The following is a 12,656-nucleotide window of genomic DNA, read 5'->3' as shown; positions in this document are numbered from 1 at the left end:
CCCAGACATATTGTGGCGAGATACCTCCAGCGGGAAGCAATCTCGCGCCCTGAGCAATAAAGAGCTTCAAAACAAAAAAAATAAATATTGGAGAATTGCATGCTCGTCAAACATCGTTTTTGGCTGCACCTCTATTGCACCGTAAAAAAAGCGCTAACTTCAGCAATGATTTTATCACTTATTGGTTTATACCCGCTTCCCGCAAACGCCTTGGGAAGCGATATCGGAGATACGATTGCTCCGGTTCCAGGGCATGACCTTCTCGCCGGTTATGTCCTCGCCAATCGAAACTCCAGCATGTACAAGAACGGCGACGTAGTAAGTCGTCAGGCAAAGCTCAAAGCCACCACCAGCATCATTCGGTACGCCCACCCTATAGCACTGGGGGATTCCATGGTCGGGAATCCCCAGTTTGTTCTCTTTCACTCAAATCTTTCGCCCGACAACGTAGTCGGGTTGAGACACACCTCCGGGCTCGCTGATCCATTAGTTGGTTTTCCGATATGGTTGCATGTCGACAGAGCTAATAACAATTACTTTGTCATTGGGCCGTATGTATTTTTGCCAATAGGTGAGTATGACCACAACGACCTACTCAATCCTGGAGAAAACCGCTGGAAAGCGACCGTACAGGCACTCTATCAGCGTGGGCTGGGGCCGAACTGGCGCTTGGAGCTTGCTGCCGAGGCTACCGTCTACGGTAAAAACAATGAATACGGCCCGTCCAAGATGACGCTTCGCCAGCGCCCCTGGTACGAAACCAAAGTCGCGTTCAACTACCAGTTTGATAACCCGGGTCACACACTGGTAGGGGTAGGCCTGTACCACGACATAGGCGGAGAAACAAAGCTGGACAATAACTGGCAAGGCGACCGGACGAAAACCACGGGCTTCTATTCTGAGACCAGTACTTTTGTAACAGCATCAGATCAGATCCTGTTCGGTTACTACCGGGACCTAGACGTTGAAAGTGGCTTCAAGATGGACCAGCAACTTCGTGTTCGCATCCTTCACGTATTTTGATGCCATAACACCACAACTGGCCACCTTATGCGATGCGCAAACCCAGTGTACGGAAATGTTCTACGAGGAAAATTGACTTCGCTCTGACCCGCTTTGAGACTGCCATAAAAAAAAAGGAGGTACCGATGCTAACGCCTGACACCACTCGCTTGCCTGACGGTTTTGAAGAGTTGGAACCATTTCTGGATCATTGGGATAAGCCCACATCCCATGAGCGCTGGATCAAACGTGCCGCGATGCCCTATCCGGACATTTTGAAGTTCTACGAGGCCATGCTGCCGCGCGCGGACGCTGCAACTCAGTATTTGGATCAATTTCCTCTGGATGAAATGCCCGCTCCCGCTGAACGCCTGTTCCGGTTATTGCTGGCAATGACTCACGCCGCCGTTGCGGTGGAAATTCACCAAGCCCCTTCTATTCGACATGCACGATCACAGCATGCACTTGAAATAGTGACTGGCTTTCAGCCTCACGGTTGAGTGTCCGCTTGGGCCTTTGTTCATCTGAAATTTCATGTATTACCAGGAGTCATCATGAACCAACCGATCGATAAAAAAACGAGTCTAACCGAGTTGGCTGGCCTAAATACAGGTGAAATGTCATCCTCGCTTTACAGCGATCTGGCTCAATATGAAGTTGAGCGTGAGCGTATATTCAAGCGCGCCTGGTTGATGGTCGGGCGCGTCGAAAGCATACCCAAGACCGGCGACTTCTTCGTGAAGGACCTCGCGGTGATCAAATCCTCCGTCATTGTGGTGCGCGCCGAGGACGGCAATATCCGTGCATTCCATAACGTCTGCGCGCATCGTGCAAATCTGGTTGAGCACCGTCCTAGTGGCAATGCTAAGCGTTTCGTCTGTCGCTACCACAGTTGGGGTTACAACAACTCTGGTGAGCTGGCCAATGTTCCGGATGAGTCAGGGTTCTTCAACCTTGATCGTAAAAAGTGCGGTCTAACACCCGTCACACTGGATATCTGGGAAGGCTGGATCTTCCTCAATATGGCGCCGGTGCCCGAGGTCAGCCTGAAAGCGTTTCTTGGGCCAATGGCGGATGCCATGGCAGGAATTACTTACCAGAATCCCAATCACTCTGTTGTTTTACGTGGGGAGTTCAAGGCAAATTGGAAAGTCGTGGCTGAGAACTTCAGCGAGGCCTACCATATTGCCTCGATCCACCCTAAGACGCTGGGTCCGCTTTATACGGGCAAGCCTAACCCGTTTAGTCGCCCCATCAGCGCCAATATCTATGGTTCTCATCGCTCGCTGTCACTCTGGCTGAACCCTCTTGCACAACCTTTTGCTAAATCGAAGTTCGCTCAATGGCTGTTTCCGGCGGATCACTCGGTAACCGGTGCACGTCAACATGGGCAAAGAAACCCTGTAACTGAACACAAGAGCGTAAACCCGACGAAGAACGAGAATTGGTCAAGCGACGTGAACTGGTTCTTTCCTAACTGGCATTTGCAATTGTCGGCCAACCAGTTCTGGACGCATGAGTTCTGGCCCACCTCGGCTACCACCACCCTCTGGGAAGCCCGCTTCTATAACAAGAAGCCAACGACCGTGCGCGAGCGCCTTCAATTGGAGCATTTCACGTCCCACATCACCGATACGATGCTAGAAGACTTGGCAAACATTGAAAGCATGCAAAAAGGCCTGGAGTCCGGTGCCAAGCCTTTTGTGTACTTCAACGAGAGCGAAATCCTTTGCCGTCATGGCCTTGAGCAGGTCATCAAATGGTCGTCGGCAGAGACGGTTGCGGACGCCCTATCTTAACAAGGCGATGGCATCCACCGGCAGCTCCTGTAAGGCTGACGGCCGGTGGTGTTCATATTCAGGCGTTATTAAATGCGCAAGTACCTGCGCGCTTATTCGTGAGCAAGAACGAGGTAGGACCATGCCAGACCGTTTGAAGGTTCGCGTAGCGGCAAAACGCACCGAAGCCGAGGATATCTGCAGCTTCGAATTGGTGTCCACCACCGCCACCCCACTTCCCCCCTTCTCGGCCGGCTCGCATATCGATGTGCAGATACCGGGTGGGCCAACGCGCCAGTATTCGTTATGCAACGCGGGTGACGCGCCCCTCAGCTATTTGATTTGCGTACTTCGTGATCACCATTCACGGGGTGGCTCGTCGAGTCTGCACGCGTATGTAAATGTCGGCGATGAGTTGACCATCAGTACACCCAGAAATCATTTCCCTTTGGCCGACGATGCGAGTCACAGCGTGCTGCTGGCCGGCGGCATCGGCGTCACCCCAATCCTGTGCATGGCGGAACGCTTGGCTAAAATAGGTTCAACGTTCAACCTGCATTACTGCACGCGATCGCGAGCGCGCACGGCGTTTCTAGGGCGCGTGACTCATTCCGACTTCATACCCCACACTCACCTATATTTTGACGACGAGGCACGCACACCTCGACTCGATCTAGGAGCCCTGCTGGAGTCGCCACAGGCAGGCACCCACCTTTATGTCTGCGGCCCCAAAGGTTTCATGGATGTCGTATTGACCACGGCCCGCGAGCTAGGTTGGCCGGAATCTCAACTGCATTACGAGTTCTTTGCCGCCGAGCAACGGCGGCCCACCGAGAACGAGCGTTTTGAGATCGAGATCGCCAGTACTGGCAAGGTGATCGTCGTCGAGCCAGATCAATCCGCTGTCCAGGCCTTAGCCAACGCCGGAATCACGGTGGAAACGTCTTGTGAGCAAGGGGTATGCGGCAGTTGCCTGACCCGTGTCCTAGCCGGCGAGCCGGACCACTTTGACGTTTACCTCAGCGAACAGGAGCAAGAGGCAAACGATCAATTCCTGCCGTGCTGTTCTCGGGCCAAATCAGCACGGCTGGTGCTGGATCTCTAGAGTGAGCCCTAAGCAGCGGCACCTGGCAGGTAGTGTCACAAGCATCAATCAATTGGAGTTACACATGGCGGTCCAATTTTCAGTCACACCCCAAGAAACAACTTTGCAGCGCTACGAACACCTCTACATCAATGGCGAGTGGGTTACACCACTGGATGGCGGCTATATAGAGACGATCGACCCTGCATCCGGGAAACCCTGGGCAGTTGCACCTATTGGAGGCATCCAGGACATCGATCGTGCCGTGCTAGCGGCGCGCACAGCCCTCAAGGGACCATGGGGCAAAATGCCTGGGCATGAACGCGCTGCCCTGATTCGTCGGCTGGCCGATCTGTTCAGTGCCGCGACAGAAGACCTGGCTATCATCGAGTCCAGGGACAACGGCAACCCTGTGCGAGATCATCGCAATAGCCTGGCAGCGCAGGTCCAGTGGTACCAATGGTTCGCCTCGCTGGCAGATAAAACTCAGGGTACAACTATTCCGATTGACGACAGCGTGCATGCCTTTACCACCCGTGTACCCATTGGTGTAGTGGGTGCCATCATCCCTTGGAATGCGCCGATGCTTTCCACCTGTCTCAAAGTGGGCGCTGCCCTCGCAGCCGGCTGTACAGTAGTTGTCAAACCAGCCGAGCAGACGCCGGTATCAGCACTGCTGCTTGCGCGACTGGTACATGAGGCGGGCTTCCCTCCGGGTGTTTTCAATGTAGTGCCAGGCCTGGGAACTGTGGCCGGCGCGCATCTGGTCCAGCATCCCGATGTGAACAAAATTTCGTTTACAGGTGAAGGCTCTACCGCTAAACGCATGCTGCGCGACGGTTCCGAGAATCTAAAAAGATTTTCCTTTGAGCTGGGTGGCAAAGCCCCACACATCATTTTCGCGGACGCGGATATCGAAAGCGCGATTAATGCTGCAACGGCCTCTGCGTGGCGTCTGACAGGGCAAAGTTGTGCGTTGGGGTCGCGTGTGCTGGTCGAGCGCTCAATCTATGAGCGCGTAGTCGAGGCCTTCCGTGAGCGAGCAAAATGTGTTCGCGTCGGCCTGCCGTCTCGGGAAGATGTGCATATGGGGCCGCAATCCAACGAGGCGCAGTTGAAGAAAACCCTTTCGTATATCGCTGTCGCTCAACAAGAGGGAGCAAGGCTGGTGACCGGTGGCAAACGTGTTAGCACACCTGAACTGGCCTCGGGTTATTTTGTAGAGCCAACGGTATTCGCCGACGTCACCAATCAAATGCGCGTTGCCCGCGAGGAAATATTTGGTCCGGTGGCATGCCTGATTCCTTTTGATGATGAGGAAGAAGCCATCGCCATCGCCAACGACACCATCTACGGTTTGACAGCCGGAGTCTGGACTCAGGACCTGGGCAGAGCTCACCGGGTGTCGAGTCGCATAGAAGCAGGCACGGTGTGGGTCAACACTTATTCGTTCCTGCGCTGGTCGACGCCTTACGGGGGGGTCAAGAGTAGTGGCTGGGGCCGGGAGAACGGGATCAATGCCCTTGAACCCTACCTGGAAACCTGCACGACCGTGATCAGTAAGACAGGTAAATTTCCTGATCTCTACGCGGACTGAGAAGCCCGATTGTAAACATGCACGGCGGCCACGGTGCTTCCGTGCTTTCTATACCTTGCGCCTAGCCCCTGCTGAACAGCGTCATGACGACGATGAAGACCAACGATTAACGCCCACATCATGACCGACACACCCACTCAGAAAATATAGCAACAGCAAATCCTTGATCAGCGGAATGATTACGTACAACCCCGCTGCCAGCACCTACGCCGCAATCAGGGTGTTAATCGGCGACAAATATGGGGTGAATAACCTTATGATCACCAAGGCACCCAGCATCCGACTAACCGAGTTTCCGCACCGCATAAGTCGCCGCGGGGGTCGAGCCCATCCGCCGCTCTGTATTGGATGTGCCGTATTGCCGTATGTTACAGGGAGGCGTATATCGTCGTTATCTGCGTCGGCGCCTGCTTGCCGTCGCCTGGGACGATATCGGGTTGGCCGATCCTAATGCATTGCAACTAGTCAGCGTTGCGGTCAGAGTTAGTGAGCGACTGGGGGCGAACAAGGTGATTTGGCCCTGGCCCTGGCGACCTTGCTCCTGGCCTGCGCGAGTAAAGCAACGCGAGGGGCATGGCCTACCTGCAAGCAAAAGCATGGCTTGTCCGCCACACGGGCTAGCTCCACCTGATCCCGCAGGACGTGTACCTGAGCTTGAGCGGTAGCGCGCTGCTCGCGAGCCTCGCCCAGCTCAGCATGCACCGATTGCAGCAGCTGTTGCGCAGCCAGCAGACGTTTATTAGCCTCTTTGAGTTGACCCGTCAGGCCCTTGCTCTCCTCACGGACCCTATCGATCTCGCGGGACGCTCGTTCCTCTACACCTCGGATGTAGTGCTGCTGCTCCACCTTTCGGCACTCTCAGAAAATCGTTTGTGCCATCGTTGGGATCAACCACCCAGCACCAACAGCATGCAACTGAGCCACAAGGACAGTGAGCCGCCGAGGCGAATTAAACGTGTAATGATCAATTGATTTATACCAACCAAAATTTTCATCGTTACTATCCGCACCACTAGATTACATGGCACAACACTCCGATGACCATACCCCCGATCTCCAGCGCAGCAGCGATCGGTGAAGAAGGTCGGCAGCCGCAGAATTTGTGATTACGATCGTGTTCATGCTAGTGACTCTCGATTCTAGCGACACCATGAGGTAATTCTCAGCCCTTGATGCGCCGAGCCTCTCATTTCCAGTGAACCTTCTCGCTTGCAACTACCGATTCTCCGTTGCAGGATTCTCATTTCTGTTGGATACCGTCGAATGCGGTACAAATGACAATAACGAGCCACGAAAGGCTCGAACTGGGGATATCAGGTGGTAGAAGTAGTGACCTAGGCAAATAGGTACCTAGATTCATGAGCACAGTCGCCAGCCTCCTCGAGAAGACCTCAGAAGATCAAAGGCCCAGCTACGCTTCGAGTCCCACATTGCACGATGACGATCCCAGTGTTGCACAGGGTGATGCAGGACAAAACCACAGCGTTGTTAGCACAACTGTCGACACCTTCCACTTTGCGGAACGGTTGACTCAGCGCGTAGCTGCACAGCACGAGCGTCACTACAATTTCAACACTGTTGTTATAACCGAGGTAATCCGATGCTCCTCTTTTCCACCGCGCGGGCAGTCAGGAAGACACTGCTTCATGTCATCCACGCCGCATGCTCGGCAAACACTGTCTTGCCACACTCGATCCGAGGGCTTGCGCAACACGCTGATCGAGCGCTGGTCAATCTTAAAGAACAATTCAGTGCGCTGACAGAAGAGAAAATATATCAGGAGCAAGAAATTAAAAAACTCTCCGAACATCTGGTTTCCCTTCAGGCAGCGCATGATCGCGATAGAGCCCGTTTTGAACTGCTGGCCTCCTGCTCGGGGGAGTACTTTTGGGAATCGCTTGGGCAAAGGGAACTGAGTTCAAATACCTCTATATCGCTCTCGGCCTCACTCGCCGGTCTTTTACGACCTAATGTGCCGGCCCGTTTAAGTGAGCTCCTTGCCCTAGTACACCCAGATGATGGCGCCCCTGTGGAGAGCTTGGTTTACGGCAAGGTAGACACCGTGCCCCAAGTATTTGAATGTCGGATACGCACCAGAATGGATGAGTACGGCTGGTTCAAAGGCTACCTGGGCGCAAGCAATGATTCATCGCTGTCATCCCATGTCATCTGTGTCCTGCGGGACATTACGCAGAGCAAACAACAATGCCATGCGCTGGCGGCTAGCGAGCTGCGCTTCGAACTTTCGCTTGAAGCCATCCGTGACGCCCTCTGGGAGATGCAGGTAGTGGAAGGTGACCTCCTCAATCCCAGAAATACGTTGTGGTGGTCACCTCAGTTCATTCGCCTACTGGGTTTCGAAAATGTCGAAGCGTTTCCCGAACGGCTAGAGACCTGGTCATCCCGCCTTCATCCGGATGACCAGGGCAACACCTTCGAGTCATTTGCTGCTTACATGGCGGATATCAATGCGACCGCCCCACTCGACTTGTCTTATCGGTTGAAATTAAAAAATGGCGACTACCGCTGGTTTCGCGCACGAGGTATAGCCCAGCGCAACTGCAGCGGTTTACTTCTACGTGTGGTGGGGTCGCTGGTTGATGCGCAAGATGAGCATGAAGAGTCCGAGCTTCGACGGCTGCAAGCGCTTCAGCATGAATTCCTGCAAGGCAACCTGCAAAAGATAAACACGATTGTCAGCTCGATCGAGGGAATCGCGACCCAGACCAACTTGTTAGCCCTCAACGCTGCCATAGAAGCCGCTCGCGCGGGTGAATACGGGAGGGGCTTTGCCGTTGTTGCCGATGAAGTACGTACTTTGGCTATCCGCACTACCGAGGCGACACGCCTAGCCAAAGCGATGATGAGTGCAGACGAACAGCGTTAGACAACCTAGCGAGATGCATTTTTCTGGCAATTTCCAGCAGCGTGTACTAGGGCGGACTCATTCCCACCCATCCGTAGAGGAAAAAGACAGGCGCGTATGAAAACAGCAGTTTGGACATCAGAATTTCTGACGCTGATTGGTTGCGCTTCTGGCTATCTGGAAAAGCACTCCACCAGCTTCTCTGCACATACCGAAAAGCCCCCCTAAAGTACATTCAATTCCTAGCGCCAGAGTGGCAAGTGCTCGACACCACCACCTCGGCGGTCCAGACCAAAACCGGTTATACACTCCACCATGCACTGCAAACTAAGCCTTACGGCGTGTCCTTGAAGGATGGTGCCAGCACAGAAACGGCCTCATCCACATATTTCGGTACGTCGTACAATGACATGTGGTTAGCACCCTCGAGGACGTGGAGTCGCTAACCCAGGCTCGCAGCACGGGCCAGCATGTCATCACTCATCCATTTGCTGCCAGCCACACTGCCGGCTACGGCGAGAATGGGTCGGGTCAGGAAGGCTTCGGCCTTGTTGTAAGCATCATAAGTGATGATTTGGGTCAGGCTGCGTGCGGTCATGAAGCCAGGCGCGTTGGGGTGTTCGCAGCGAGGCGTGTGGTAGTACTCCCAGCCTCGCGCAGTTCAGCGTTGGGGGCATCTTCCTCTCGCATCGGGGCCAGCGGCAATGTTGCCAACTCGGACTTGCTGGGATCGGCGGTGCGAGCGTTCGAGCCGAACTCGATGTGGCCCACGGCGTCCGCGTCCTTGACGGTGTTTTCCCAGCCATTGCGGAACGTCTGGCCGATGTTCACGGCACTGACCGTCGGCACGGCCCTGATACGACGGCCGTTGATCGCCGCGTTGACGCTGTAGCCACCACCGGCACAGATCCCCATGGCGCCGATACGCTGTGGGTCGACATAGGGCAGCGTAGTCAGGTAGTCGATGACAGCGCTGATATCTTCGGTGTGGATGTAAGGGTTCTCCAGTTGGCGCGCGGCAAGCCGGTGCTTGCGCCCTGGTACGAGTCATCGAAGGCGATAGCCAGCAAGCCTTGCTCAGCCAGCTTGCGAGCATAAAGGCCAGCCGTCTGCTCCTTCACGTCACCGCCTGGTGCGATGACAACCACTGGGTAATGCTTTCCTTCGTCGAACCCTGCCGGTTCGTGGATGACCGCTGCCAGGGTGATGCCTTGGCCGTTGAGGTAAGTGATGCTGACGTTGCGCATGGGGCTCCTCCTGCTTTGGAATGAGGCGTTAAACGAAATCGATGACCTTTCGCAACCAAGCAATTAGCATGTAAAACATGCCGATCATTACATCAGTCGTCAGGATTAATTAACAATATGACGGTTCCTCCCTCTCTTCTTGCCGCACTGGCCTAGTTCGTTCACATTGCGCGTAATCGCAGCTTCACCAAGGCTGCGATATAGACGGACAAGTCACGCGCGGCACTCTTCCAACACCTCAAGGCACTGGAGCAGCAGTTGAATGTCAGGCTGCTGCACCGCTCGACACGGGACATGTCGCTGACCGAAGAGGGGCAGCGCCTGTTCGATGCCATCGTCCCCGCGTTGCGCACCATCGATGTCGCAGTTTCCGAACTGGGTGAAACCCAGTTCGAACCGACTGGTCTGATCCGCATAAACACTTCGCGCATCGCTGCAAGAACCTTGCTGGAGCCACACATGGGCGAACTAATGACCCGTTGGCCAAACCTGCGGCTGGAGCTGATGCTCAACGACGCGATGCCCCCAGGATCCATCCCGCTTCGAGCGCCCCCAGGCCCACCTGGCTGATATGCAGCGACAACACGAACGGGTAAATCGAATGTGCTGCGACGAACACACTACTGATCAGGATCCAGGTACGCAGTTCGGCATGTGCCAACAGCAACCGAGTTGGCCGGGCCGATTTGGCCGTCGGCGCTTGCCGGTTTTCGTGCAGGAACATATGCCAACCCAGGGCCAGTACCACCAGGGAAATGAGCGAGAACGCTCCCAGCGCCAACATGGCCGCAGTACTGCCCAGGTACTGATACGTCGCCCCGACAATCAGCGGCCCGGAGAACTGGAACAGTGAGTACCCCAGAACCAGGTAACCCAAGTCACGTGTCCGATGCGCCACATCCTCGACAACGCCGATCGCCTGAGTGGCGGCCATGTGCGCAAACACGCCACCTGCACCAGCCAGGCCGGCCACCACCGGTAAAGCGAACAGGTGCGGCGTCAATGTGAACACCAAGGCCGTGATGACGGCTAGGCTGGCGGCAAAGGTCATGGGCCACAAGGTGCCAGTGCGATCTAACCATCTGCCGAAACCGAGGCTGGCAAACTTCGGCACCATTGTGAACATGGCCGCCGTCACACCCGCGAACAGCGCACTGGCCCCCATCGACAAGGCCACCAGAGGCACCACCAGTCGTGCGGAGAACATCGAGGCCAGGTTCAAGCCTGCGATAGCGCAGGTACCCACGAAACTCACCATGAGGGGTCTTGCAGTAGGTCGCTGCATCATCCATTCCTCACGCCAGTTCAAGTGCGTCATCGACAAGGTTCCGGATACCGGAACACGGGGTTGATACCTCACCCTGCCGCGCCAAGGCCGCTTCTAATGTCGGCGCATACAAACCCTCGGCATTGAGATCCATCTGATGAAACCACTTGCAGGACAAGTCGCGCTGGTTACCGGCGCTGCACGGGGTATCGGTCGCGCGATCGCTCAGCGCCTGGCCGAAGATGGAGCCTTGGTGATCGTGTCCGACCGTGACGGTGACGCTGCGAGCGAAACCGCAGCTTGGCTCAAGGCGCTCGGCCCCGATGAGCACCGGCTCGGGGTCGCCATGACTGGCGATGACCGCTTTGAGGTCCTGCACCATGGCGTCAGTGCTGTAATCGCCACTGGAGGGCTCCACTGCGAATCGCCATGCCCTCGAACATCCAGGGCCACTGCATGACAACCGGCAGCAGCGAGCAGTGCACCGGTGGCGCCCCAGGCATGACGGGGTTGCCCCCGCCGTGTAACAGGATCACCAGCGGCCCCGCTGGATCGCCCCAGCTGTCCCCGGCCAGCACAAGCCCCGCCCGCCCGGCCAGTGCTGCGTAGGCTGTGGGGTATCGGACAAGCGCCTACGCAGAGTCCTTCTAGCCTGCCCGCACGGCAGTAATCTTACAGATGTTAGGCAGCCTGCCCTCCTGCAAACTCCCTGACAAGGCGCAACATGCCTCTGTTCCGTTCTTTGGCGCTCCGAAGGCACTGCGCAGCAATGATCTCAATGGTGAATTTCAAAGTACGGAAATATTCCGCCACCCCGCTTGGCGCGGGTCAGCTCACGGATACATGCTGGATTCCAGGCAAGTTCCGCCAATCAATCTAACTATCGTTAGGCTAACCAGCAAAACAAGAAGGAGTACTCGCACGATGGCTTCCACTCCCCTCAAACCGATTCGCTCGATGATGTTCGTGCCCGGCAACAAGCCGAACATGATCGAGAAGGCGGCCGGCGCCAAGGCCGATGCGCTGATCCTCGACCTAGAGGACAGCGTGCCAGCGGACCTGAAGGTCGAGGCCCGCGGTATCGTCAAATCCAAGATCGGCTGGCTGGCCCAACAGAAACAACGTATATGGGTGCGTATCAACCGTAGCGCTCACCTATACGACTTCGACGACATCCTCGCCGTTGTCAGCCCGCTGATCGAAGGTATTGTCATCTCCAAGCCATGCGGCCCTGAGGACATCCACACCGTTTCCTCTATGCTGGCCGAGGCCGAGTACCGCGCGGGTGTCCCGATCGGTCATACCTTGGTCATCCCACTGCTGGAAACCGCCCGCTCGCTGCAGCTGGCGTATGAAATCGCCCAACACGAGCGCGTGCCGGCCATCGTCGGGGCAACCGCCAAGAACGCCGATGTGGCCCGCGCCCTGAAGACCGTGTGGTCACTGGAAGGCCGCGAGACCCAATACCTCAAGTCGCGCATCGTCATGGCTGCCCGCGCTGCCGGCAAGCTGCCGATCGGCGGTGTCTGGCAGCAGGTCCACGACCTTGAGGGCCTCAAAGTGTCTTCGGCCAACGACCGTCAGTTGGGCATGAGCGGTGAACTGGTGCTGCACCCGTCCAACATCGAGATCGTTAACCGCACCTACAGCCCCACCGAGGAAGAAGTGGCCTTCTACCAGGGCATGATCGACGCGCTGGAAAAAGCCCAGTCTGAAGGCCGCGCCTCGTGCATCTACGACGGCGAGCACATCGACATCGCCCACGCCAAGACCGCCCGCGAAGTCCTCGAACTCGCTCGAGCCTTCAACAATTAA

Annotated in this window: 12 protein-coding genes and 2 pseudogenes; 10 read left to right on the top strand and 4 right to left on the bottom strand. The window is 56.0% G+C overall.

Annotation, left to right across the window (positions count from 1 at the left end; genetic code table 11):
• The first annotated feature begins 99 nt into the window (after positions 1-99).
• The 7 genes from J3A98_RS10775 (at position 100) to J3A98_RS27170 (ending at position 8,348) form a co-directional block, all read left to right on the top strand.
• On the top strand, positions 100-1,023 hold the full coding sequence (locus J3A98_RS10775; RefSeq protein WP_209966030.1) for a transporter: 924 nt from the start codon (positions 100-102) through the stop codon (positions 1,021-1,023).
• Positions 1,024-1,148: 125 nt separating this feature from the next.
• Entirely contained in the window at positions 1,149-1,502 is a 354-nt protein-coding gene (locus J3A98_RS10770; protein WP_209966028.1) for a hypothetical protein, read from the top strand.
• Positions 1,503-1,556: 54 nt separating this feature from the next.
• Positions 1,557-2,801: an SRPBCC family protein gene (locus J3A98_RS10765; RefSeq protein ID WP_209966026.1), complete on the top strand. Its 1,245-nt coding sequence runs from the start codon at positions 1,557-1,559 to the stop codon at positions 2,799-2,801.
• A 121-nt stretch (positions 2,802-2,922) separates the two neighbouring features.
• Positions 2,923-3,885 (top strand): PDR/VanB family oxidoreductase, encoded by a 963-nt coding sequence (locus J3A98_RS10760; RefSeq protein ID WP_209966023.1) that lies wholly within the window; start codon positions 2,923-2,925, stop codon positions 3,883-3,885.
• 64 nt (positions 3,886-3,949) lie between these two features.
• Positions 3,950-5,461, top strand: coding sequence for an aldehyde dehydrogenase (locus tag J3A98_RS10755; RefSeq protein ID WP_209966021.1), 1,512 nt, complete (start codon positions 3,950-3,952; stop codon positions 5,459-5,461).
• Between the two features lie 642 nt (positions 5,462-6,103).
• Positions 6,104-6,433 (top strand): hypothetical protein, encoded by a 330-nt coding sequence (locus J3A98_RS10745; RefSeq protein WP_209966018.1) that lies wholly within the window; start codon positions 6,104-6,106, stop codon positions 6,431-6,433.
• Between the two features lie 628 nt (positions 6,434-7,061).
• Positions 7,062-8,348 carry a PAS domain-containing methyl-accepting chemotaxis protein gene (locus J3A98_RS27170; RefSeq protein ID WP_209966016.1) on the top strand — a complete coding sequence of 429 codons (1,287 nt, stop codon included), beginning with the start codon at positions 7,062-7,064 and terminating at the stop codon, positions 8,346-8,348.
• A 421-nt stretch (positions 8,349-8,769) separates the two neighbouring features.
• Here J3A98_RS27170 and J3A98_RS26890 read toward each other — a convergent pair whose 3' ends face one another.
• From J3A98_RS26890 to J3A98_RS26880, 3 genes are read right to left on the bottom strand one after another with little or no spacing between them, the layout of a single operon-like run.
• Positions 8,770-8,925 carry a hypothetical protein gene (locus J3A98_RS26890; protein ID WP_241792080.1) on the bottom strand — a complete coding sequence of 52 codons (156 nt, stop codon included), beginning with the start codon at positions 8,923-8,925 and terminating at the stop codon, positions 8,770-8,772.
• A complete protein-coding gene (locus tag J3A98_RS26885) occupies positions 8,922-9,275 on the bottom strand; it encodes a hypothetical protein (RefSeq protein ID WP_245355538.1) in 354 nt (117 codons plus the stop codon). The genes J3A98_RS26890 and J3A98_RS26885 overlap by 4 nt, the downstream gene beginning before the upstream one ends.
• Before the next feature lie 5 nt (positions 9,276-9,280).
• Complete coding sequence (locus J3A98_RS26880) at positions 9,281-9,574, bottom strand: alpha/beta hydrolase (RefSeq protein ID WP_245355141.1); 294 nt, start codon at positions 9,572-9,574, stop codon at positions 9,281-9,283.
• Between the two features lie 225 nt (positions 9,575-9,799).
• On the opposite strand from J3A98_RS26880, the pseudogene J3A98_RS27090 reads away from it, so the two are divergent.
• Positions 9,800-10,144, top strand: a pseudogene (locus J3A98_RS27090) (LysR family transcriptional regulator); the annotation flags it as partial.
• Here J3A98_RS27090 and J3A98_RS10725 read toward each other — a convergent pair.
• Positions 10,083-10,820, bottom strand: coding sequence for an MFS transporter (locus tag J3A98_RS10725; RefSeq protein ID WP_209966014.1), 738 nt, complete (start codon positions 10,818-10,820; stop codon positions 10,083-10,085). The pseudogene J3A98_RS27090 and the gene J3A98_RS10725 overlap by 62 nt on opposite strands.
• Before the next feature lie 166 nt (positions 10,821-10,986).
• Between J3A98_RS10725 and J3A98_RS27085 the strand changes: the two are divergent.
• Both J3A98_RS27085 and J3A98_RS10715 read left to right on the top strand, forming a co-directional pair.
• A pseudogene (locus tag J3A98_RS27085) lies at positions 10,987-11,301 on the top strand (SDR family NAD(P)-dependent oxidoreductase); the annotation flags it as partial.
• A 464-nt stretch (positions 11,302-11,765) separates the two neighbouring features.
• Entirely contained in the window at positions 11,766-12,656 is an 891-nt protein-coding gene (locus J3A98_RS10715; protein ID WP_209966010.1) for a CoA ester lyase, read from the top strand.

This window comes from Pseudomonas sp. BP6, assembly GCF_017875935.1.
Taxonomy (GTDB): Bacteria; Pseudomonadota; Gammaproteobacteria; order Pseudomonadales; family Pseudomonadaceae; genus Aquipseudomonas; species Aquipseudomonas putida_Y.
This window is presented reverse-complemented; position numbering and strand designations above follow the sequence as displayed.